Source organism: Pseudomonas sp. MBLB4136 (genome assembly GCF_051904765.1).
GTDB lineage: Bacteria > Pseudomonadota > Gammaproteobacteria > Pseudomonadales > Pseudomonadaceae > Aquipseudomonas.
In genome coordinates this window covers 3,165,672-3,186,612 of sequence record NZ_CP196713.1, presented here as the reverse complement: position 1 = coordinate 3,186,612, position 20,941 = coordinate 3,165,672, and the positions used below count along the sequence as shown (strand labels likewise).

Annotated in this window: 21 protein-coding genes; 5 read left to right on the top strand and 16 right to left on the bottom strand. The window is 64.5% G+C overall.

Translation table 11 applies throughout. The features are described 5' to 3' along the window. Positions 1-35: 35 nt before the first annotated feature. A complete protein-coding gene (locus tag ACSX1D_RS14335; RefSeq protein ID WP_439859137.1) occupies positions 36-335 on the bottom strand; it encodes a hypothetical protein in 300 nt (99 codons plus the stop codon). Positions 336-617: 282 nt separating this feature from the next. Between ACSX1D_RS14335 and ACSX1D_RS14330 the strand changes: the two genes are divergently transcribed. Beyond that, the gene (locus ACSX1D_RS14330) at positions 618-1,469 is read left to right on the top strand and encodes a CAP domain-containing protein (RefSeq protein WP_439859136.1); all 852 of its coding nucleotides are present in this window, start codon (positions 618-620) and stop codon (positions 1,467-1,469) included. A 54-nt stretch (positions 1,470-1,523) separates the two neighbouring features. On the opposite strand, the gene ACSX1D_RS14325 is transcribed toward ACSX1D_RS14330, so the two are convergent. Continuing rightward, positions 1,524-1,829: a hypothetical protein gene (locus ACSX1D_RS14325; RefSeq protein ID WP_439859135.1), complete on the bottom strand. Its 306-nt coding sequence runs from the start codon at positions 1,827-1,829 to the stop codon at positions 1,524-1,526. Positions 1,830-2,235: 406 nt separating this feature from the next. On the opposite strand from ACSX1D_RS14325, the gene ACSX1D_RS14320 reads away from it, so the two are divergent. Continuing rightward, complete coding sequence (locus ACSX1D_RS14320; protein WP_439859134.1) at positions 2,236-2,979, top strand: class I SAM-dependent DNA methyltransferase; 744 nt, start codon at positions 2,236-2,238, stop codon at positions 2,977-2,979. A 21-nt stretch (positions 2,980-3,000) separates the two neighbouring features. Here the strand turns inward: ACSX1D_RS14320 and ACSX1D_RS14315 are convergent, their stop codons facing one another. From ACSX1D_RS14315 to ACSX1D_RS14285, 7 genes are all read right to left on the bottom strand, one after another. Further along, the gene (locus ACSX1D_RS14315) at positions 3,001-3,462 is read right to left on the bottom strand and encodes a type VI secretion protein (RefSeq protein WP_439859133.1); all 462 of its coding nucleotides are present in this window, start codon (positions 3,460-3,462) and stop codon (positions 3,001-3,003) included. Between the two features lie 80 nt (positions 3,463-3,542). After that, positions 3,543-4,223: a GNAT family N-acetyltransferase gene (locus ACSX1D_RS14310; protein ID WP_439859132.1), complete on the bottom strand. Its 681-nt coding sequence runs from the start codon at positions 4,221-4,223 to the stop codon at positions 3,543-3,545. Between the two features lie 127 nt (positions 4,224-4,350). Then, positions 4,351-4,887 carry an REP-associated tyrosine transposase gene (locus ACSX1D_RS14305; RefSeq protein ID WP_439859131.1) on the bottom strand — a complete coding sequence of 179 codons (537 nt, stop codon included), beginning with the start codon at positions 4,885-4,887 and terminating at the stop codon, positions 4,351-4,353. A 760-nt stretch (positions 4,888-5,647) separates the two neighbouring features. After that, positions 5,648-6,850 (bottom strand): ISL3 family transposase, encoded by a 1,203-nt coding sequence (locus tag ACSX1D_RS14300; protein WP_439859130.1) that lies wholly within the window; start codon positions 6,848-6,850, stop codon positions 5,648-5,650. Between the two features lie 114 nt (positions 6,851-6,964). Continuing rightward, positions 6,965-7,813, bottom strand: a complete 849-nt coding sequence (locus ACSX1D_RS14295; protein ID WP_439859129.1) for a hypothetical protein — start codon at positions 7,811-7,813, stop codon at positions 6,965-6,967. A 246-nt stretch (positions 7,814-8,059) separates the two neighbouring features. Further along, entirely contained in the window at positions 8,060-9,310 is a 1,251-nt protein-coding gene (locus ACSX1D_RS14290) for a ribonucleotide-diphosphate reductase subunit beta (RefSeq protein WP_439859128.1), read from the bottom strand. Between the two features lie 268 nt (positions 9,311-9,578). Beyond that, positions 9,579-12,482: a ribonucleoside-diphosphate reductase subunit alpha gene (locus ACSX1D_RS14285; RefSeq protein WP_439859127.1), complete on the bottom strand. Its 2,904-nt coding sequence runs from the start codon at positions 12,480-12,482 to the stop codon at positions 9,579-9,581. Positions 12,483-13,251: 769 nt separating this feature from the next. On the opposite strand from ACSX1D_RS14285, the gene ACSX1D_RS14280 reads away from it, so the two are divergent. Then, positions 13,252-13,974, top strand: a complete 723-nt coding sequence (locus ACSX1D_RS14280; RefSeq protein WP_439859126.1) for a response regulator — start codon at positions 13,252-13,254, stop codon at positions 13,972-13,974. After that, on the top strand, positions 13,971-15,581 hold the full coding sequence (locus ACSX1D_RS14275) for an ATP-binding protein (protein ID WP_439859125.1): 1,611 nt from the start codon (positions 13,971-13,973) through the stop codon (positions 15,579-15,581). Before ACSX1D_RS14280 ends, ACSX1D_RS14275 begins: the two co-directional genes overlap by 4 nt. 24 nt (positions 15,582-15,605) lie before the next feature. On the opposite strand, the gene ACSX1D_RS14270 is transcribed toward ACSX1D_RS14275, so the two are convergent. The 7 genes from ACSX1D_RS14270 to minC form a co-directional block, all read right to left on the bottom strand. Further along, positions 15,606-16,124: an Hsp20/alpha crystallin family protein gene (locus ACSX1D_RS14270; RefSeq protein ID WP_439859124.1), complete on the bottom strand. Its 519-nt coding sequence runs from the start codon at positions 16,122-16,124 to the stop codon at positions 15,606-15,608. Positions 16,125-16,179: 55 nt separating this feature from the next. Then, positions 16,180-16,557, bottom strand: a complete 378-nt coding sequence (locus tag ACSX1D_RS14265; protein ID WP_439859123.1) for an Hsp20/alpha crystallin family protein — start codon at positions 16,555-16,557, stop codon at positions 16,180-16,182. Between the two features lie 29 nt (positions 16,558-16,586). After that, a complete protein-coding gene (locus ACSX1D_RS14260; RefSeq protein ID WP_439859122.1) occupies positions 16,587-17,039 on the bottom strand; it encodes an Hsp20/alpha crystallin family protein in 453 nt (150 codons plus the stop codon). Between the two features lie 217 nt (positions 17,040-17,256). Continuing rightward, on the bottom strand, positions 17,257-17,892 hold the full coding sequence (locus tag ACSX1D_RS14255) for an RluA family pseudouridine synthase (protein WP_439859121.1): 636 nt from the start codon (positions 17,890-17,892) through the stop codon (positions 17,257-17,259). Between the two features lie 72 nt (positions 17,893-17,964). Beyond that, positions 17,965-18,219, bottom strand: a complete 255-nt coding sequence (gene minE, locus ACSX1D_RS14250) for a cell division topological specificity factor MinE (RefSeq protein WP_021443221.1) — start codon at positions 18,217-18,219, stop codon at positions 17,965-17,967. Then, positions 18,219-19,031 carry a septum site-determining protein MinD gene (gene minD / locus ACSX1D_RS14245; protein WP_439859120.1) on the bottom strand — a complete coding sequence of 271 codons (813 nt, stop codon included), beginning with the start codon at positions 19,029-19,031 and terminating at the stop codon, positions 18,219-18,221. Before minD ends, minE begins: the two co-directional genes overlap by 1 nt. 101 nt (positions 19,032-19,132) lie before the next feature. Further along, complete coding sequence (gene minC, locus ACSX1D_RS14240; RefSeq protein WP_439859119.1) at positions 19,133-19,858, bottom strand: septum site-determining protein MinC; 726 nt, start codon at positions 19,856-19,858, stop codon at positions 19,133-19,135. 152 nt (positions 19,859-20,010) lie between these two features. Here minC and ACSX1D_RS14235 point away from each other — a divergent pair, with 152 nt between their 5' ends. After that, positions 20,011-20,940, top strand: coding sequence for a lipid A biosynthesis lauroyl acyltransferase (locus tag ACSX1D_RS14235; RefSeq protein WP_439859118.1), 930 nt, complete (start codon positions 20,011-20,013; stop codon positions 20,938-20,940). The last annotated feature ends 1 nt before the right edge of the window (position 20,941 follow it).

Below are 20,941 nucleotides of genomic sequence, written 5' to 3'. Positions count from 1 at the left end.
GGGCGGCAGGACGGTGGAGCGGGCGAGACGAGCCGCTATTTGACCGTATCCAGGCGCTGGTCGGTGAACACGCAGAGCACGCCGGCCTTGTTGTGCATCACCTGGTGGTTGAAGTCGCAGTAGGCCGCCGCCACGCTCAGGGCCATCTGCTCGCTGATCGGCTGGCCCTGTTCCGGGCGGAACCAGGCCATCTGCCCAGGCGTGCAGCGTTGCGCCTGCGGGTCGGTGTTGTAGGTGCATAGGCCGGCCTGATCGATGGGCGTGACGTCGCTGAAACAGGCGGACAACGACAGGGCGGCGGTGCTCAGCAGAAACAGGCGGACGAGGGGGCGCATGGCAGGGAATCCCGACAGTGGAGGAATGGTGGGGGTTAGTACCGGCAATGGCGCGAAGGTTCCCTGGTCCGCCGGTGGATCGATGCCGTGCATCAGCCTCCAGGGTGGAGAGCGGCGGCGTATCGTCGACGTGTGCGCGTAAAGGCCGCCTGCACGTTGATGCAGGCGCTGGACTCCGAGTGGCCGCCGTCTGCTGCCGGGCGCCCATCATCGAGGGGCAACCTGGAGCGCAAATGCGCGAAATCGCGCATGATGATCGCAGTCAGGTCAAGGGAGCTGCTCATGCGTGTCACGTCGTCCATTGTGCGTTTCGCCGCGTTGTCGCTGGGGCTGCTCAGCGCCGTCGCCGCCCTTGCGGCCGAGGAGGCGCGGCTGGTCGAGTCGATCAATGCCTATCGCGCTCAGGTGCAGCGTTGTGCCGGCCAGGCATTCGAGGTATTGCCGCCGCTGGCGGACGATTCGCGCCTGGTCCTGCCCGCCGCCGGCGGCGCGGAGCTGCAGCAGGCGCTGGGGCGCACCGGCTATCCCATGGTCAGCGCACAGGCGATCAGCCTGTCCGGCCCGCGCGATGCGGCGGCGGCCATGGCGGCGTTGCAGAGCCACTACTGCCAGGTGCTGCTGGACCCGCAGTTCGTCGATATCGGCGTGAGCCAGGCGGGGCGCGACTGGCGCATCGTGCTGGCGCGGCCTTTGCTGTCGGCGCAGCTGGCTGACTGGCAGGCGGAGGGGCAGCAGTTGCTCGAGCAGCTAAACGCCGCCCGCGGGCAGGCGCGCCAGTGCGGCGGCCAGGCCTTCGCCGCCGCGCCGCCGCTGAGCTGGAACGCCGAACTGGGCGCGGCGGCCGAGGTCCACAGCCGGGCCATGGCCAACGGCAACTTCTTCGCCCACCGCGGCCGCGACGGCCGCACCCCGGGAGACCGGGCGGAACTGGCCGGCTACAACGCCCGGCTGGTCGGCGAGAACATAGCCGCCGGGTTGGACAGCCCGCGCAAGGTGGTCGACGGCTGGCTGGCCAGCCCCGGCCACTGTGCCACGCTGATGAACCCGCAGTTCCGCGACCTGGGTGCGGCCTACGCGGTCGATCCCCAGAGCGACGCGGGCATCTACTGGACGGCACTGTTCGGCACGCGCTGAGCGGTCATTTCCAGGGTGGAACGCGGCACAGCCTTTTCCACCGACGGCCTGTGGCTACTCGCGCTCCATCGTGCGAGCGCGGCCAGACAGCCGTTGCAGCACGGCTTGTTCACACAACCGAAAGAGCAGGTAGCAGGCCATGGCCAGCAGCGCGATCAGCGTCAGTTCGCCCAGCTGGAGCAGGCCGCCGCTCATCAGCGCCAGCCAGCCATGGCGGACGATAAAGGCGGCATTGCTGCCGATAAGGCTCACCAGGTCGATGGTGAAGTAGCCAAACGCCAGGAAGCTCGCCGTCATCAGCAGGAAACTCATCAGCAGGTGACGGCGCAGCCATCGGTAAAACGCACTCTCAACTGGCATGCTCACCCCCGTCTAAATGGCTGTTTGCTCGGGCATCCGCTGCCTCGGCGGCAAGGACGTACAGCAAATGTAGCTCGCGGGGGGAGGCGGGCACGCAAGATCGGACCTCCGCCGCGCCGGGTGGAGAACGGCGAAACCGGTTCCGCCGGGGATATCCGGGCGACGGCGTTGCTGCGCCTGCCCCCCCATGGAAAGTCCGCGCCGGGGCATCACGCGAGCAACCTGAGCGCGATCACCGCGAGTCGTGCCGTCCATGGCGTGGATCGTCCACCAGTCCCATATGCGCGCAGGCGCAGGGCGGAACAGCGCCAGGCCTTGTCCGCCAATCCGGTATTCAGGCGGCCGTGCCGGCGGCTGGTGTAGGATGCGCCACCGAAAATTTCCCCCGCCAAAGCATCAGGTCACCATGTCCGCCAACGCCCTGTATACCGACCTATCCGGCTATTACGACCTGATGTGTGCCGACATCGACTATCAGGCACAAAGCCACTGTATTCACCGGCTGCACCAGATATTCGGTGGCGGCGGCAGGACGCACCTGGACCTGGCCTGCGGCACCGGGCCGCACGTTCGCCATTTCCTCGACTTCGGCTACCGGAGCGGCGGGCTCGACATCAATCTGCCGATGCTGGAGCGCGCCGCGCTGCGTTGTCCGCAGGCGCAGTTTTCCTTGCAGGACATGTGCGACTTCAGCGTGAGCGAGCCGCTGGACCTGATCACCTGTTTCCTCTACTCCATCCACTACAGCGCTGGAATCGAGAAGCTCAAGGCCTGCGTCGGCAGCGTCCATCGTGCCCTGAAGGCCGGTGGCATCTTCTGCTTCAACGGGGTCGACAAGAACAGGATCGACAGCGACCTGTTCGTTACCCATGCGGCCAGGCAGGACGACAGCCTGTTCAGGTTCAGCTCAGGCTGGAACTACCGCGGTGAGGGCGAGCGGCAGTCGCTCAGGCTCAGTATCGAGAAAACCACCGCCGGGCAAACCCAGGTATGGCACGACGAACACCCCATGGTCGCCGTGGGATTCGAGGAGCTGCAGGCCATCCTGCGGCCCTATTTCGACGTCCATGTGTTCGAGCACGACTACGACAGGATCGTCCCCTGGGACCAGAACTCCGGCAACGCCATCTTCGCCTGCGTGAAGATCTAGCGCGCAGGGTGGCCATCCAGGCTACTCGTCGAGGAGACGCATTTCCCTGCTCTCGAACCTGAGCCACACGCGGCTGTGCATCGCCAGCCGCAGGCGATGCGCACCGGGACTGTCGTAGCTGGCGAAGACCAGCAGCTCCGCCGCCTTGCTGCCTGCCAGTGGAGGGGCCGACGATTCCATGAACTGTCCAGGCACCAGCTCCAAGCTCCATACCTCGAGCAACTGGCCTGCCTCGCGGCGATAGTGCTCGCGCTCGGCGAACCATTGCCTGGCACTGATCTGCGAAAGCCGTTGGAGAAGCGCGGGATCGCGCACTGCAACGAAGTCGACGGCCAACGGCACGCCGTTGTTGGCCTGGGGCGCGACCTCCAGCGTGAGGCTGTCGATCCTCGCCGTGGCGACGAAGAACGTGCAGCCGGTGAGTAAGGCGAGGCTCGCGAGCAGGAGGGAAAGCGAACGAAATACTCGGCGCCGCGGGTTCATAGGGTTTTGACCTTGATTAGTGGCCAGCTGTCGCCAGGCCTGCGGATTGGGCTAAAGCGTGGCCTGTCCGTGATGACGCCCTACGCGAGGCGTTCGCGTACCAGCGCCTGGGCTTGCCGGGCCAGCTGGTCGAGCTGGTGATCGCGCTGTTGCTCCGCTTCGCGCATGGCCTGCTGGCCGTGCTGCTTCACCAGGTAGGCGTGGATCTGCCGGACTTCCTTGGACTGGAAGATCGCCTCCAGGTCCTGCACGGCCACCAGGCCGTCCGCGCGCTGCTCCCGTGTACTCATCAGCACCTGCGGCCCGTGCGCGGCTAGCACCTGAAAACCCATGGCCTCGAAGGTCGGCACCTTGCCCGCCACACAGGCCAGATCTGCATGGGGGCGACGGGCGACCATGTGCCGCAGCATGGCCCGGGCAACGCCGTGCCGGCGGTGGCTGGCCTGTACCGCCGTATAGGCCAGGGTGCAGGCCTCGGGGTCGTCCTGGGCTGGCAGGTACAGGGCAAAGCCCAGCACCTGGGCCGGGTCCAGATCGTCCAGGGCCAGGACCAGCTGCGCGCTGCTGTCCACGGCGCTGTCCATGGCCTGCAGGTACAGGTGCACCTCGTAGCCGACCACGTATTGGTACAGCTGGTAGAGGGGATTGCTGGGCGTCAGCGACACCGGGCTGATGTCGCCGAGGTAGTCCACCACCATCTGCAGGACCTGGCTTTTCAGCGATTCGGGTGGTGGGGTGTCCAGGTGTACAAGGGTGAACATCGGCAGTCTGGCTCCGGGGCGTGCCCGCTCGGGGAATCGGTGGTGGCGGCATTGTAACGCCCGTGGGGGTTGAGCGTTTTGATCGTTCCCACGCTCCGCGTGGGAACGCAGCCGGTGACGCTCGGCGTCACGTATCCCAGCGGTCCACCTCGATCAATCCCTCCACCCCGGCATAATTCCGGGCACTCGAATAACGCCAGTGCTCCGCCCGGTCCACGTACCCGCGCTTCACCGGGTTGAGATGGATGTAGTCCAGCTTCTCCCGCATCACCGCCTCGCTGTACACCAGCTCCGCATGCGAGCCCTCCTGCCAGAGCTGATAGACCCGGTCGACCTTGTGGGCGCGCTTGGCGAAGCGCAGCCGCTGCAAGACACGCTCGGCACCGTTGCGCTCCAGATGGTCAATGAGCCTTCGCGCCGTATACGACTTGAAGGCACTGAGCCGCTTATCCAGCTCCGGCGCCTGGGCCACGAAGTGCAGGTGGTTCTCCAGCACCACATAGCCATACAGGCGCAGGCCCTGATTAGCCCGCTGGTAGCGCCAGCAATCGAGCAGGATGCCCACCAGGGCAGGGCGGGTGAACAGCGGCAGCCATTCCATCACCGTGCAGGTCAGGAAGTGCGGCTGATCCGGTTCGGTGATGACGTAGCGGCTACGCCCCATTGAAGTTCCTCCTTGAACTCTGCGTAAGGGACGCGGAGCGTCCCGGGCGGCGTTCCCACGCGGAGCGTGGGAACGATCAATCCTCATTCTCCCTCTTTCCTGATGGGTAACCCGTGCGGGTGCAGCTTTGTTCGTGGCAATGGTTCCGCCTTTACGGCGGGTTACTTTTGGCATTGCCCCAAAAGTAACCAAAAGGTCTAGCCCCGCCATCCGGCCCGCCTGCGGCGGGTTCCCTCACTCCATCATTGCTCCGAGGGCCCGCCGCGAAGGGCCATCCCTGGCCCATCGCGGCTCTCGCGGCATCCATGCCGCTCAACCCTTACGCAATGATTCCACTCGGCCTCCTGAAGGGGCGTTTGGCGTCGTCTGCAAGATTGGTGTTCTAGAACCGATAAGGAGCGAGAGTATTGCGGCAAAGCCGTGATGCGCTCGCTCTGCTTTTTCATTTGATTTACCTGCACCATCAGACCAGGCGACGCGGTTTCCGAATCCCGTCAGGAGGCCGAGTGGAGGTGCTGTGGAGAGGGACGTTTGGCATGGATGCCAAACGAGGCATGTCGGGCCATGGATGGCCCGTCTTGCCGACCCTCGGAACAGCGCCGGAGCGAGGGGAGTTGAGCGTAGCGAAACCCGGATGCCGGGCGCGCTTTCTCTTTGGTTACTTTCTCTTTGCGCGTGCAAAGAGAAAGTAACTCGCCGTAAGGGCGAAACCGGTAGTGGCCGGCGACGAAGAAAATAAATCTGCCCCCTTTTATCTGGTTCATCGCACTTTCCCGGGGAAGGCGGCCTTGATTTTCAGGAAGAAGTAGTCCGAGTCGCGGAAGCCATAGGCCATGCGCTTGATGACCTTGATGCGGTTGTTCACCCCCTCCAGCACGCTGGTGTGCATCGGGAAGCGGGCACTGGCGAGGATGCCGCGGAGGTAACGCCTGAGGTTCTTGGCGAAGCGCTGCAGCGGCGCCAGGCTACTGTCCCGGACGTGCCGTTGCCAGTCCCGCCAGCGCCGCCAGCCCTCCCAGACGCCGGGCGCGTACCAGATGTCCTTGAGCGCATCCTTGAGCAGGTAGACGGTGGCCAGTGATTGATTGGCTTGCAGCAGCTCCTGCAACTGCACCGCCTGCTCGCTCTTGAGGTTGGCCCGGTTGCGCAGCAGCAACCAGCGACTGCTCTTGACCACTTGGCGCGCCGGTTTGTCATGCCGTAGCAGGTTGGCCTGGTCGACGCGGATACGGTCGATCACCTCGCGGCCGTAGCGCGCCACCACATGGAACAGGTCGTACACCACCTCGGCCCGCGGGCAATGGCGCTTCACCTCCAGGTCGAAGGCCGTGTTCATGTCCATCGCCACCGCCTCGATCTGCTGGCAGCGCTCGCCAAGCAGCTCGAAGAACGGCCGAACAGCCTCGCGGCTGTTGCCGTGCCCGACCCACAGCACGCGGGTTCGCTCGGCATCCATGATCACCGTGGCGTAGCGATGGCCCTTGTGCAGGGCGAACTCGTCCATCACCAAGCGCCGCACGTCAGCGGGCTCGAAGGCGCCCACTGCGGCTTCCAATCGACGCTTGTCGATGGCCTTGAGGGTGTGCCAGTGCAAGCCGGTCAGGCGACTGACATGGCTTATCGGCAAGAGCTGCAACAGGCCTTCGAGCCAGATCTGCAAGCGCCGAGTCAGGCGTGCGGCCGGTCCCAACCAGTCGATACGCTCGGTCACGCGTCCACAGGTCAGGCAGTCGATGCGGCGCACGGGTAACTGCAGAACAACACGCCGATCCAGCAGGTCACGGTCACGCACCTGGCGCATGCGCCGTTCGTGGATCAACGGACAGGGCTGGCCACAGCGCCCACACTGGGGTAGCCGGTTGGCCTGGGGCTCCAGCTCAATCAGCAGGGTGTTTTCAGCGGCGGGGCGGCAGGCGACGACCTCGTAGCCTGGCCAGAAAGCGGCAAGATCAATAGGATGCACGGCGACAGCAGGGACTGGGAGTTGGTGTGTTTGGCGACTGCCAATCTACCCATTTCCCTGACTGTCAACTCGCTCTTTCCCCAGAGTCCGCGAAGAACCTTTTATCTTGCCCTTTTATCTCGGGGAACGTGACGCGAGAGCGGACAAAAGCTCTCTAAGCAGCGTTTGGTAGGCATGAAACAATTGAACTGCTTTAAGGTATTCCTGCCAACAGGCGTCATAAGCCTTTTGGAGACTCAATGGCTGGGTACCGCCGAAGTCATAACATACCGCCTTCTTGGTCGGATGCTCGACAAACTGCGCGGTGCCGTCAGGGTTCTTTGTTAACTCGCTCCAAGGCTTTATATAGCGCCTCACGAAACTAGTCTCGCCTTGCTCGAAACGTGGCGCAATTCCGTGGCTGGCAAGGTCGCGAAAGTTGCAGCTTGCTGTACTGAAGCTCTTGTTGTCTAAGTGAGTCAGTGCCTGCAGAAAAGGAGCAAAGCAAGTGTAATTTGTTCCTAGCCGTTTTACCTGTGCTTCACGTTTTCGGCGACTCAAGTAACCATGTTCGTCTTGATCCAATTGATCCTTGTAACCTTCCTGTAATAACAGACTGGCTTGATGTAGGGCATTTGTTGCTATAGACCCGAAGCGTTCGCGGGTAGAGCTTGGTTGTAACATGCAGTAGAACGCATGGTGCTCAACATACTGCCGGCGTATGTACCATTCCTGTTCACCTTCGAACTGCTTGAGTACATCAATCCAGAGAGACCAATCTACTAAGTGTCCATACCAGCAGTGAAGCTGGTTGATAGTTTCTTTCAGGTCGTTGGCTATGGAGAGCTCCATTATGGCTGGTCCCCAATAGACTTTCCGAATTTCGTCCGAGAGATCATAAGATAAAGGGTATTCAGCTTTATCTATGAAGGTCTCAAGCTTTTCCATAAATAGCGTGTGTGCTGATTCATAGAGCTTGCGCATGGTTCTTCGAGCCTCTCTGCACGGTATTTCTTCCGTTTCTTCAGGAGTATTTACCTCGTCTGGCTGCTCTAGAGGAACCATATGTCACACTCTGCTTAGAATTATTTTTGAGGGGTTCTATCGGTCATGTTCATTCGGTAGTTCAAGTAAAAAGCCCCGCACTAGGCGGGGCTTTGAGTTTCTCTCGCTACCCCAAACATCCATTTCAGGCAAAGCGCTCTTAACTCTTCAGTGAGTAAGCCAGAATCAATCCCAGCTCAACGCCCCACCCGTCTGATATTCAATAACCCGCGTCTCGAAGAAGTTCTTCTCCTTCTTCAGGTCCATGATCTCGCTCATCCACGGGAAGGGGTTGGAGGTACCCGGGTACTCTTCCTTCAGGCCGATCTGGGTCAGGCGGCGGTTGGCGATGAACTTGAGGTAGTCCTCCATCATCGCCGCGTTCATGCCCAGCACGCCGCGGGGCATGGTGTCGCGGGCGTATTCGATCTCCAGCTGGGTGCCCTGAAGGATCATCTGGGTGGCCTCGTCCTTCATCGCCGCATCCCACAGGTGCGGGTTCTCGATCTTGATCTGGTTGATCACGTCGATGCCGAAGTTCAGGTGCATGGACTCGTCGCGCAGGATGTACTGGAACTGCTCGGCGACGCCGGTCATCTTGTTGCGGCGGCCCATGGAGAGGATCTGGGTGAAGCCGCAGTAGAAGAAGATGCCTTCTAGCACGCAGTAGTAGGCGATCAGGTTGCGCAGCAGTTCCTTGTCGGTCTCCACGGTGCCGGTGTTGAAGGTCGGGTCGGAGATCGAGCGGGTGTACTTCAGGCCCCAGCTGGCCTTCTTCGCCACGCTCGGGATCTCGTGGTACATGTTGAAGATCTCGCCTTCATCCATGCCCAGGGACTCGATGCAGTACTGGTAGGCGTGGGTGTGGATCGCTTCCTCGAAGGCCTGGCGCAGGATGTACTGGCGGCACTCGGGGTTGGTGATCAGGCGGTACACGGCCAGGGCCAGGTTGTTGGCCACCAGCGAATCGGCGGTGGAGAAGAAGCCGAGGTTGCGCATGACGATGCGGCGCTCGTCGTCGGTCAGGCCGTCGGTGCTCTTCCACAACGCGATGTCCGCGTTCATGTTCACTTCCTGGGGCATCCAGTGGTTGGCGCAGCCATCCAGGTACTTCTGCCAGGCCCAGTCGTACTTGAAGGGGACGAGCTGGTTGAGGTCGGCGCGGCAGTTGATCATGCGCTTCTCGTCGACCGCGACGCGGGCGGCAGAGCCTTCCAGCTCGTCCAGGCCTTCCTGGATGTCCAGCTGGTCGAGGGCAGCCTTGGCGCGGGCTACCGCGGCGCTGTCGTCGGCGGCCACGGCACGGGCTTCGTGGGCGGCGGCGTCGCCGGCCTGGTCGAGCTTGTCCAGACCCAGGTCGGTGGTTTGGGCGTTGGTGTTGCTGGCGACGGCGGCTTCGCTGCCGTCTTCCTTGTCGAATTCATCCCAGCTCAGCATGGCTTGGCTCCTGCTTGAGGGCCGGTGAATGACCGGCCTGTATGGATATACAGTTAAATACTAGTCTGTGGCGTGGCGCAGTGGCGACCGTCGGTCGCGGGGGAGGGGCCAGGCGCCTTTCTCCGGAGCTCGCCTAAGCGGCGAGTCCTCAACGATTCCAGCGTGAAGCTGAGCGAGCAGTCGCTAGGCGCCGTGTGGGCCGGCCCCGTGTCCATGACCGGGGTCGGTTCACGCGGCAACGACGCGAATGCCGCTCAGATTCGCGCGTTTATTGGCACGCTTCGCAGTCCGGCTCGTCGATGGCGCACGCCTTCGGCACGGGTGCCGGCGCCGGTGCGGCCTGCTCCGGGGCCTTGGCCGGTGCCGCGCTGAGGCCGTCGCCACCGCCGCTGGATACGGCGTTGAGCTTGCCGGTGTTGATGGTCGACTTCTCGGTGCTGGTGGCAGCCAGGGCACGGAGGTAGTAGGTGGTCTTCAGGCCGCGGTACCAGGCCATGCGGTAGGTCACGTCGAGTTTTTTACCGGATGCGCCGGCGATATACAGGTTCAGCGACTGGGCCTGGTCGATCCACTTCTGGCGGCGGCTGGCGGCGTCGACGATCCACTTGGTCTCCACCTCGAAGGCGGTGGCGTACAGGTCCTTGAGTTCCTGGGGGATGCGCTCGATCTGCTGCACCGAACCGTCGTAGTACTTCAGGTCGTTGATCATCACCGAGTCCCACAGGCCGCGGGCCTTGAGGTCGCGCACCAGGTAGGGGTTGATCACGGTGAACTCGCCGGAGAGGTTCGACTTCACGTAGAGGTTCTGGTACGTCGGCTCGATCGACTGCGACACGCCGGTGATGTTGGCGATGGTCGCGGTCGGCGCGATGGCCATGATGTTGGAGTTGCGGATGCCCTTCTGCACGCGCTGGCGCAGCGGTTCCCAGTCCAGTGACTCGCTCAGGTCGACGTCGATGTACTTCTGCCCGCGAGCCTCGATGAGGATCTGCTGGGAGTCCAGCGGCAGGATGCCCTTGGACCACAGCGAGCCCTGGAAGGTCTCGTAGGCGCCGCGCTCGTCGGCCAGGTCGCAGGACGCCTGGATGGCGTAGTAGCTGACCGCTTCCATCGACTTGTCGGCGAACTCCACTGCGGCGTCGGAGCCGTAGGGGATGTGCTGCAGGTACAGGGCGTCCTGGAAGCCCATGATGCCCAGGCCCACCGGACGGTGCTTGAGGTTGGAGTTCTTCGCCTGCGGCACCGAGTAGTAGTTGATGTCGATGACGTTATCGAGCATGCGCACCGCGGTCTTCACCGTGCGCGCCAGCTTGGCGGTGTCCAGCTTGCCGTCGACGATGTGGTTCGGCAGGTTGACCGAACCCAGGTTGCACACGGCGATCTCGTCCTTGTTGGTGTTCAGGGTGATCTCGGTGCACAGGTTGGAGCTGTGTACCACGCCCACGTGCTGCTGCGGGCTGCGCAGGTTGCACGGGTCCTTGAAGGTCAGCCACGGGTGGCCGGTCTCGAACAGCATCGAGAGCATCTTGCGCCACAGGTCCTTGGCCTGGATGGTCTTGAACAGCTTGATCTTGCCGTACTCGGTGAGGGCTTCGTAGTACTCGTAGCGCTCCTCGAAGGCCTTGCCGGTCAGGTCGTGCAGGTCCGGGACCTCGCTCGGGCTGAACAGGGTCCACTTGCCGTCGTCGAACACGCGCTTCATGAACAGGTCCGGAATCCAGTTCGCGGTGTTCATGTCGTGGGTGCGGCGACGGTCGTCACCGGTGTTCTTGCGCAGCTCGATGAACTCCTCGATGTCCATGTGCCAGGTTTCCAGGTAGGCGCACACGGCGCCCTTGCGCTTGCCGCCCTGGTTGACCGCCACGGCGGTGTCGTTGACCACCTTGAGGAAGGGTACGACGCCCTGGCTCTTGCCGTTGGTGCCCTTGATGTAGGAGCCCAGCGCGCGCACCGGGGTCCAGTCGTTGCCCAGGCCGCCGGCGAACTTGCTCAGCATGGCGTTGTCGTGGATGGCGCTGTAGATGCCCGAGAGGTCGTCCGGCACGGTGGTCAGGTAGCAGGAGGACAGCTGCGGACGCAGGGTGCCGGCGTTGAACAGGGTCGGGGTGGACGACATGTAGTCGAACGACGACAGCAGGTTGTAGAACTCGATGGCGCGCGTTTCCTTGTCCTGCTCCTCGATGGCCAGGCCCATGGCCACGCGCATGAAGAACACCTGGGGCAGCTCGAAGCGCACGCCATCCTTGTGGATGAAGTAGCGGTCGTACAGGGTCTGCAGGCCCAGGTAGGTGAACTGCTGGTCGCGCTCGTGGTTGATCGCCTGGCCCAGGCGCTCGAGGTCATAGCTCTGCAGCTTGGGGTCGAGCAGCTCGAACTCGATGCCCTTGGCCACGTAGGCCGGTAGCGCCTTGGCGTACAGCTCGGCCATCTCGTGGTGGGTGGCGCTGGTGGCGACGCCGAGGAAGCCCAGGCCTTCGGCGCGGATGTTGTCCATCAGCAGGCGGGCGGTGACGTAGCTGTAGTTCGGCTCACGCTCGACCAGGGTGCGGGCGGTCATCACCAGGGCGGTGTTGACGTCCTTCTCGGCCACGCCGTCGTAGAGGTTCTTCAGGGTCTCGCGCTCGATCAGCGCGCCGTCGACCTCGGCCAGGCCTTCGCAGGCCTCGCGGATGATGGTCTGCAGGCGGCCCATGTCCAGCGGCGCGACGCTGCCGTCGGCGGCGGTGACGCGGATGCTCGGGTGCGGCTGGGCGATGTCGCTGGCGGCGCCGCGCTTGCGCTCCTGGGCGCGCGATTCGCGGTAGATCACGTAGTCGCGGGCGACCTTCTGCTCGCCGGCGCGCATCAGGGCCAGTTCGACCTGGTCCTGGATCTCCTCGATGTGGATGGTGCCGCCCGACGGCATGCGGCGCTTGAAGGTGGCGCTGACCTGCTCGGTCAGGCGTTCGACGGTCTCATGGATGCGCGACGAGGCGGCGGCGGTGCCGCCCTCCACGGCGAGAAAGGCCTTGGTGATGGCGACGGTGATCTTGTCGTCGGTGTACGGCACCACGGTGCCGTTACGCTTGATCACACGCAGCTGGCCCGGCGCGGTGGCGGCCAGGTCCTGGCTGGCATCGGCGGCCTGCGGCGCCTTGGCCTGCGGATTCTCGCGAGTGGTGTCGGTATGCATGTAGGTCTCCGTGCTCTGAAATTCTGATAGTTGGACGCTATGCCGCGGCGTACCCGCCGTTCATTCCATTTCAACAACGCCATGCGCCGGCCGCAGAGCCGGGCGCACGGGACTTGCAAAACTGGGCAGGGAGGGCACGACTAAGGCGCCGTCCTGGCTCAAAAGTCTAGTGTCGACCGGAGTCGGCACTACTATATCTAGTGGTTCGTGTGCAAGAACTCTGCACTGTTTTTCGTACCCGCCTGGCGATGGGCGCCGTGCGGGAAGGCGGTCGGCCTTGTTGCTGCGGTGGCAGCAGCAGAAGCATTCACCTGCACTGTTCTTGTTCTCGGTCTGGACCTTTCGGGTGCAAATGTGCTTGTGTCGTTCGTGCTGTCAAAACCCAACATGTAGGTGTTTGGCGCGATGGAGATACAAGATAGTGCGGTGCTTGGGTGAAGACAAGCCAAGGCTTGATGTTCCCCTGTGGATAAATCTGTGGGTTATCTTTGGGTAACATTCGCCAGCCCGCGTGTTAGCTGGGGTTGCCCCCGGCGGACCGTTCGTCGTGGTGGCGGCGGATTTTTTCATTCTTCTGCGGCGCTATTTTGCCCCCGTCACACAAACACAAGATGTAGGTTTTTTGCTTGCTTGTTGGCCTGCTCTGTGCAGGTCGCCGCGCGGCGCTCTTGTGGCGCCCTGGCGTGGGATTGAACAGTCGCGGCCGGGTGCGGCGTTGCTACAATGCCGGCCAGTTTGACCCCGGTTGATCTGTCCTTGGGAGGCAGCAGTGGAGCAAGAGTCGTGGCAAATCCTGATCGTCGAGGACGATCAGCGTCTGGCCGAACTGACCCGTGAATACCTGCAGAGCAATGGCCTGTCGGTGGCCATTGAGGCCGATGGCGCGCGGGCGGCGGCGCGCATCCTCAAGGAACAGCCGGATCTGGTGATCCTCGACCTGATGCTGCCGGGCGAGGACGGCCTGGCGATCTGCCGCAAGGTGCGCGCCGGTTACCCGGGGCCGATCCTGATGCTCACCGCGCGCACCGACGACATGGACCAGGTGCTTGGCCTGGAAATGGGTGCCGACGACTACGTGTGCAAGCCGGTGCGCCCGCGGGTGTTGCTGGCCCGCGTGCGTGCCCTGCTGCGGCGGCACGAGGGCAGTGCGCCGAGCGCGGCGCAGGAACCGCGGCGCCTGGAGTTCGGCACCCTGGTGATCGACAGCGCGATGCGCGAGGCCTGGCTGGGCGAGCAGAGCATCGAGCTGACCAGCGCCGAGTTCGACCTGCTCTGGCTGCTCACCGCGAATGCCGGGCGGATTCTCTCGCGCGAGGAGATCTTCACCGCCTTGCGCGGCATCGAATACGATGGCCAGGATCGCTCGATCGACGTGCGCATCTCGCGCATCCGCCCGAAGATCGGCGACGATCCGATGCACCCACGGCTGATCAAGACCGTGCGCAGCAAGGGCTACCTGTTCGTCGCCGAAGCCGCCGAAGCGCTGCAATGAACTCCATCTTCCTGCGCATCTACGCCGGCATGCTGGCGGTGCTGGTGCTGGTCGCGCTGCTCGGCGTCGGCACCCTGCAGCTGCTCAATCAGGTGCGCGCCGACCAGTACCGCGAGCGCCTGGCCAGCGGCACCTTCCGCCTGATGGCCGACAACCTGCAGCCCATGGTCGAGGTCGAGCGCCGTCGGGCCACGGCGGTGTGGGCCCGGCTGCTGGGTATTCCGCTGCACGTCCAGGCCCTGGATGAGGCCGGTCTCGACGGCGGCGCGCGCAAGCGGCTGTTGCGTGGCCAGGTGCTGGTGCTGCAGACCGGCCCCCATGCGGCGCAGATCTACAGCCTGGTCAGCGAGTCGGAGCAGTTGCTGCTGACCGGCGAGGTGCAGCAGATCAGCGAGCAGCTGGCGCGTGCCACCGTGTTCCTGCTGATCGACGAGCTGGTGCGCTACCCCGAAGAGGAACAGCCGCAACGCCTGGCCGAGTTGAAGGCGGCCAAGCAGTTCGGTTTTGACCTGCGCCTGGTCCAGCTGGAGCAGGCCAACCTGGATGCCGACCAGCGCCGGCGGGTCGACGAGGGCGATACGGTGATGGCCCTGGGCAAGGGCGGCGACAGCATTCACGTGTACTCCGGCATCGTCGACACCGACTGGGTGCTGGAGATCGGCCCGTTGTACCAGATGGACCCCTATCCGCCGCAGTTGCTGGTGTTGATCGGCGCCATCGGCCTGAGCCTGATCGGCCTGATGGTTTACCTGTTGGTGCGTCCGCTGGAGCAGCGCCTGCGCGAGCTGGAGGGCGCCGCCACGCACATCGCCAGCGGCCGTCTGGATGCGCGGGTGCCGTCGCGCGGTACCGACGCGGTGGGGCGCCTGGCCGCCGCCTTCAATGCCATGGCCGAGCATCTGCAGCGCTCGCTGAACATCCAGCGGGAGATGGTTCGCGCGGTGTCCCATGAGCTGCGTACGCCGGTGGCGCGGCTGCGCTTCGGCCTGGAGATGGTTGGCGATGCCGAGAGCGAGGCGGCGCGGCGCAAGTACATGGACGGAATGGACAGCGACATCCAGGACCTCGACCGGCTGGTGGACGAGATGCTGACCTACGCGCGCCTGGAGCAGGGCGCCCCGGCGCTGAATTTCCAGGCGGTCGACCTCGGTGCGCTGATCGACCAGGTGATCGACGAACTGGCGCCGTTGCGCGCCAATGTGCGGGTCGAGCGCGGGGTGGTGGTGGACGCCCCCGATGGCAGCGGCGCGTGGGTCGAGGGCGAGCCGCGCTACCTGCACCGCGCCCTGCAGAACCTGTTGAGCAACGCCATGCGCCATGCCGAGTCGCGGGTGCGCCTGAGCTACCGGATCGGCCACCGGCGCTGTCGCCTGGATGTCGAGGACGACGGGCCAGGGGTCCCGGAGGAGGCCTGGGAGCGCCTGTTCACCCCCTTCCTGCGCCTGGACGACAGCCGTACCCGCGCCTCCGGTGGCCACGGCCTGGGGCTGTCGATCGTGCGGCGGATCATCTACTGGCACGAGGGGCGGGCGCAGATCGGTCGCAGCGACGAGCTCGGAGGGGCGCGCTTCAGCCTGATCTGGCCGCGTCGGCAGGACGCCGAGTAGCGGCCAGGGCGGTGACAGGCGCGCTCAGCCGGTGCGCACCTCGATGCGCCGGCCGCGGGCGTGCTCGGCCTTGGGCAGCTCGATGCGCAGCACGCCGTTGCGGTAGTGGGCCGCGGCCTTGTCGGCGATCACCGGCAGGGGCAGGGGGATGCTGCGGTGAAAACTGCCGAAGGCGCACTGGCGGATGCGGTAGCGGCCGCTGGTGGATTCCTGTTCGTAGCGCTTTTCGCCGCGCACCACCAGCACGTCGCTGCGCACCTCGATGTCCAGGTCCTGCTTGTCCAGTCCCGGCAGCTCCAGGCGCACGACGAACTTGTCGGCATCCTCGTAGAGGTCGCCGGCCAGCAGTGCCCAGTTGCTCGAGGGGTACTCGCCAGTGACGCTGCTGCTCGCCGGCGCGGTCTGTTCGCCGTGTTTGTTGCGGCCGTTGGGGGTGAAGCGGGTCAGGGCACCGCTGGCACGGTCGAGCACCTGGCGCCAGCCCTCGCCGAGCGAGTGCCAGGTCTCTTCCAGGCCGTGTTTCAGTTCATTGAGCTTATCCATCGATGACCTCCAAGCTTATTGGCGGTCGGGCCGGGGGGCTCGACCGCCGGGTGGTTCAGGCCGTCTTGACCTCGATCCTGCGCGGTTGCGCATGCTCGTGCTTGGGAATCCGCAGATTCAGCACGCCGTCGCGGAACTGCGCGTCGATGCGCCCGCTGTCCAGCTCGCTGCTGAGGGCGAAGGCGCGCCGGTAGCGGCCGTGGCGGACCTCGGCGTAGATCGCCTCCATGTCGTCCGGGGTGCTGGCGGCGATCTCGCCCTCGAGGGTCAGGGTGTCGTTTTCGACCCTCAGGTCGAGCCGGTCCTTGGGCACGCCGGGCATGTCGGCGAGCAGCAGGATTCCGTCCTTGTCCTCGAACACGTCGACCCGTGGCAGCAGGGTTTGCGGTTCTTCGGCACGTTCGGAACGGCTCACGGTTTTCTTCTCGCTCATCGTGGCTTCCTCCTTTTATGCCTGGGTTGTCATTGGACGCTGATGCGCTTAGGCTGGGCCGACTCGCGCCGCGCCACGCTGATGTGCAGCACGCCGTCGCGGTAGGTCGCCTCGACCTTGTCCGGGTCGGCATCTTCGGACAGGCTGACTGTCCGCTTGAAGCGGCCCGAGAAGCGCTCGTTGGCGTATACCGACAGGCTGCCGTTGTCGCCCGGCTGGGCGCTCGTGCGTTCGCCGACGATCGTCAGCAGGCCGCGGTCGATCTGCAGGTCGAGCTTGGCCGGATCGATGCCGGGGGCGAAGGCGTAGACCTCGATGCTCGAGGTCGTGCTGCCGACGTTGAGTGCCGGGAAGGCGCCGCTGGCCACTGCACGAATGCTGCCGGGGCGACCGAGGCCGGCATGCTCCTGCTGCAACTCGCGTTGCAGGCGTTCGAACTCGGCGAGCAGGCCGCCGGGGAAATTGAGAAGGGATTCGTACATCGCAAACCTCCTTGGCGAATTGACCAGAGATTCGTTCGCGGTGCTTGGGGTCGAGGCCTCAAGCCCCGTCGCAGGACAATATGTTGGCGCACCCCGCGCCCTTCAAGGCCGGGCCTTAGAACATTGGGTAATGCGTTATGCCGGCCGGCTATTTATGCCTCTGGGCGCAACTGACTGGGGTGTGTGGGGAGGGGCAAGGCGCGCCGGAGCGCGTTGCTCAGAATGGTGCGGGGCACTCGAAGCGCAGGCGTTCGCCGCTCTGCGGGTGGGTCAGGCTGAGCATGCTGGCGTGCAGGCACAGGCGCTCATGGGCGGCCAGGGCCTGTTCGTGGGCGTACAGGCGGTCGCCGAGCAGCGGGTGGCCGATCGACAGCATGTGCACCCGCAGCTGGTGCGAGCGGCCGGTGATCGGCGTCAGCTCGACCCGGCAGTAGTCGCCGCAGCGTTCCAGCACGCGCCAGAAGGTCAGGGCATGCTTGCCCAGCTCATGATCGACCACGTGGCGCGGCTTGGTCGGCGGGTCGTAGCGCAGCGGCAAATCGATGCTGCCGCTGTCCAGCTCCGGCTGGCCCCAGCACAGCGCGGTGTAGGCCTTCTCGGTCTCGCGGTCGTGGAACTGCCGGGACAGCTCGCGGTGGCTGTCGGCGTCGCGGGCCAGGACGATGATCCCCGAGGTCTCCCAGTCCAGGCGGTGGACGATGCGCGCTTCCGGGTAGCCGTTCTCCTGCAGGCGGGTGACCAGGCAGTCGCGGTTGTCCTCGGCGCGGCCGGGCACCGAGAGCAGCAGGGTAGGCTTGTTGATCACCAGCAGGGCGGCGTCCTGGTGGAGGATTTCAATCTGGCTGAGGGGCATCTGGGCGGTCCGAAAACGCCATCGGCGACCGAGGTCGCCGATGGGGGAAGCGAAAGAAACCTGGGCGCCGGATCAGCGATCGGGCAGGGTGATGTTGAGCTCCAGGATCGAGCAGCTGCCCTGGTTCTCTAGGGCGACCTGGACCTGGTCCGAGTCGATGTTGACGTACTTGCGAATCACCTCGACCAGCTCCTGCTGCAGGGCCGGCAGGTAGTCCGGCTGGCTGCGCTGGCCGCGCTCGTGGGCAACGATGATCTGCAGACGCTCTTTCGCGATGGAGGCGGGGGTTTCCTTCTTGCGTTCGCGGAAGAAGTCGAAAATATTCATCAGCGGGCTCCGAACAGGCGTTGCATGAGTCCTTTCTTCTGCACGTCGAGGAAGCGGTGCGCCACTTCCTTGCCGAGCAGGCGGTCGACGGCGTCGCTGTACGCCTGGCCGGCGTCGCTCTGGTCGTCGAGAATCACCGGGATGCCCTGGTTGGAGGCCTTGAGCACCGCCTGCGACTCGGGGATCACGCCGAGCAGGCGAATGGCGAGGATTTCCTCGACGTCTTCCACGCCGAGCATTTCGCCCTTGGTCACGCGCTCCGGGTTGTAGCGGGTCAGCAGCAGGTGTTCCTTGATCGGCTCCTCGCCCTTCTCGGCGCGCCGCGACTTGCTCGCCAGCAGGCCGAGCATGCGGTCGGAGTCACGCACCGAGGAGACTTCCGGGTTGGTCACCACGATCGCCTCGTCGGCGAAGTACATGGCCAGGTGGGCGCCCTTCTCGATGCCGGCCGGCGAGTCGCAGACCACGTATTCGAAGTTCTGCGACAGCTCGTTGATGACCTTCTCCACGCCTTCCAGGGTCAGCGCGTCCTTGTCGCGGGTCTGGCTGGCGGCCAGCACGTAGAGGTTCTCCAGGCGCTTGTCCTTGATCAGGGCCTGGCTCAGGGTGGCTTCGCCGTTGACCACGTTGACGAAGTCGTACACCACGCGGCGCTCGCAGCCCATGATCAGGTCGAGGTTGCGCAGGCCGACGTCGAAGTCGACGATGACAGTCTTGTGCCCGCGCAGGGCGAGGCCGGTACCGATGGCGGCGCTGGTGGTGGTTTTACCCACGCCACCCTTGCCGGACGTGACTACGAGGATCTTGGCCAAGGTGATTCACCCCAAAATGTGAAGATAAATGCGGGAATCTGGCGGCCGCACGAGGCGTCCGGATGCCCTTTTGTGTCCCTGAAAATTGGCCGCAGTATCCGTTAAAGGCGGGTGATGTTCAACACGTCACCCGACAGGCTGACGTGTACCGCATCGCCCCAAAGCGGCTCGCGGCGCAGGTCTTCGGCGACCTTGTAGTGGCCGGCGATCGACAGCATTTCGGCGCCCATTTGTTGACAGAAAATCCGCGCCTGGGTGTTGCCCTTGATGCCCGCCAGGGCGCGTCCGCGCATGGGGGCGTAGACATGGATATTGCCGTCGGCCAGCAGTTCGGCGCCAGCGCTGACCGGGGCCAGGACGATCAGGTCGCCGCCCTGGGCGTAGACCTGTTGGCCGCCGCGCACCGGGCTGGTAATGATCTTGCTCGGCTTGAACTCCGGTTCGGTCGGCTTCTCCGGCTGCTTCGGGGTCAGTTCCAGCAGGCGTTCGCGGGCGCCGGAGGGCGGCAGCACCGGCAGGTCCAGGTTGTTGGCGGCGGCGATATCGTCTTCGCGGCTGGCGCGCACGGCCAGGGTGCGTAGGCCGTGCTTGCGACAGAGTGCCATCAGGGCGGCGAGATCGAGGTCGCCTTCGCCTTCGGGCAGTTTGTCCAGGGCCACCACTAGCGGTGTGTTGCTGAAGAACTGCGGCGCCTGGGCGACTTTCTCTGTCAGCTGCTGATCGAGGCGCTCCAGATCATTGTGCGCCAGCTCCAGCACGGTGATGGCCAGCATGCTGCCCTTGAGCTGGAACACGGGGTCTTGGTCGAGTAGATCGGCTTGGCTCATGGTCTGCCTGGTGCGCCTATATAGAAGAAGGAAGCATGTCACGAAAGTTGCCGGGGACTTATAGCGAGAAGCACCGTGGGTCGCAAGCCGCGGCGAGTCCTCGGGCAAGTGCTGATAGAATGCCCGGCTTTTGATGTCGTGCGGGATCGTTCATGGATCGTCCAGTGTTTCGGGGTTATTTCCTCCATCCGCGTTTCTGGCCGCTGTGGCTGGGGCTTGGCCTGCTGTGGCTGGTCTCGCTGCTGCCGTATCCGGTGCTGATGCGCCTGGGGCGCTGGCTGGGGGGGCTGATGTACCACCTGGCACGCTCGCGGCGGCAGATCGCCGCGCGCAATCTGGAATTGTGCTTTCCTCGAATGTCGGCGGCCGAGCGCCAGCGCCTGCTGCGGGAGAACTTCGCCTCCACCGGCATGACCTTCTTCGAGATGGCGATCAGCTGGTGGTGGCCAGCTGATCGCCTGCGCAAGCTGGGCAGCGTCGAGGGGCTCGAGCATCTAGAGCAGGCCCGGGCGGATGGCCAGGGGGTGATCCTCATGGCCCTGCATTTCACCACCCTGGAGATGGGCGGCGGCCTGCTGGGCATGCAGCAGGACATGTACGGCATGTATCGACCGCACAAGAACCTGCTGTTCGACTACATCCAGCGTCGCGGTCGCGAACAGCGCCTGCTGGGGGTGATCGAGCGCGACGACGTGCGCGGCATGCTCAAGCTGCTGCGTGCCGGCGGGGTGGTCTGGTATGCGCCGGATCAGGACTATGGCGCACAACGCAGCATCTTCGTGCCGCTGTTCGGCGTGCCGGCCGCCACGGTCACCGCCACCAGCAAGTTCGCCCGCCTGGGGCGGGCGCGGGTGATTCCTTTCACTCAGGTGCGCCTGGCCGACGGGTCGGGCTACAAGGTGATGGTGCATCCGCCGCTGACGGACTTCCCCGGCGACGACGAGGAGGCCGACTGCCTGCGCATCAATCAGTGGATAGAGCAGGCGGTGGCTGCCTGCCCGGAGCAGTACCTGTGGGCGCACCGGCGCTTCAAGACGCGACCCAGCGGTGAGCCGAAGCTCTACAGGAAGCGCCGTAGCTAGC

What these genes read in the sequence shown, in the direction of transcription:
- ACSX1D_RS14265 (WP_439859123.1), bottom strand. Translation starts at nt 16,557, where the DNA reads ATGAGCGAGAAGAAAACCGTGAGCCGTTCCGAACGTGCCGAAGAACCG.
- ACSX1D_RS14285 (WP_439859127.1), bottom strand. Translation starts at nt 12,482, where the DNA reads ATGCATACCGACACCACTCGCGAGAATCCGCAGGCCAAGGCGCCGCAG.
- ACSX1D_RS14335 (WP_439859137.1), bottom strand. Translation starts at nt 335, where the DNA reads ATGCGCCCCCTCGTCCGCCTGTTTCTGCTGAGCACCGCCGCCCTGTCG.
- ACSX1D_RS14295 (WP_439859129.1), bottom strand. Translation starts at nt 7,813, where the DNA reads ATGCGCAAGCTCTATGAATCAGCACACACGCTATTTATGGAAAAGCTT.
- ACSX1D_RS14255 (WP_439859121.1), bottom strand. Translation starts at nt 17,892, where the DNA reads ATGCCCCTCAGCCAGATTGAAATCCTCCACCAGGACGCCGCCCTGCTG.
- ACSX1D_RS14275 (WP_439859125.1), top strand. Translation starts at nt 13,971, where the DNA reads ATGAACTCCATCTTCCTGCGCATCTACGCCGGCATGCTGGCGGTGCTG.
- ACSX1D_RS14325 (WP_439859135.1), bottom strand. Translation starts at nt 1,829, where the DNA reads ATGCCAGTTGAGAGTGCGTTTTACCGATGGCTGCGCCGTCACCTGCTG.
- ACSX1D_RS14310 (WP_439859132.1), bottom strand. Translation starts at nt 4,223, where the DNA reads ATGTTCACCCTTGTACACCTGGACACCCCACCACCCGAATCGCTGAAA.
- minE (WP_021443221.1), bottom strand. Translation starts at nt 18,219, where the DNA reads ATGAATATTTTCGACTTCTTCCGCGAACGCAAGAAGGAAACCCCCGCC.
- ACSX1D_RS14315 (WP_439859133.1), bottom strand. Translation starts at nt 3,462, where the DNA reads ATGAACCCGCGGCGCCGAGTATTTCGTTCGCTTTCCCTCCTGCTCGCG.
- ACSX1D_RS14260 (WP_439859122.1), bottom strand. Translation starts at nt 17,039, where the DNA reads ATGTACGAATCCCTTCTCAATTTCCCCGGCGGCCTGCTCGCCGAGTTC.
- minC (WP_439859119.1), bottom strand. Translation starts at nt 19,858, where the DNA reads ATGAGCCAAGCCGATCTACTCGACCAAGACCCCGTGTTCCAGCTCAAG.
- ACSX1D_RS14330 (WP_439859136.1), top strand. Translation starts at nt 618, where the DNA reads ATGCGTGTCACGTCGTCCATTGTGCGTTTCGCCGCGTTGTCGCTGGGG.
- ACSX1D_RS14290 (WP_439859128.1), bottom strand. Translation starts at nt 9,310, where the DNA reads ATGCTGAGCTGGGATGAATTCGACAAGGAAGACGGCAGCGAAGCCGCC.
- ACSX1D_RS14305 (WP_439859131.1), bottom strand. Translation starts at nt 4,887, where the DNA reads ATGGGGCGTAGCCGCTACGTCATCACCGAACCGGATCAGCCGCACTTC.
- ACSX1D_RS14320 (WP_439859134.1), top strand. Translation starts at nt 2,236, where the DNA reads ATGTCCGCCAACGCCCTGTATACCGACCTATCCGGCTATTACGACCTG.
- ACSX1D_RS14270 (WP_439859124.1), bottom strand. Translation starts at nt 16,124, where the DNA reads ATGGATAAGCTCAATGAACTGAAACACGGCCTGGAAGAGACCTGGCAC.
- ACSX1D_RS14235 (WP_439859118.1), top strand. Translation starts at nt 20,011, where the DNA reads ATGGATCGTCCAGTGTTTCGGGGTTATTTCCTCCATCCGCGTTTCTGG.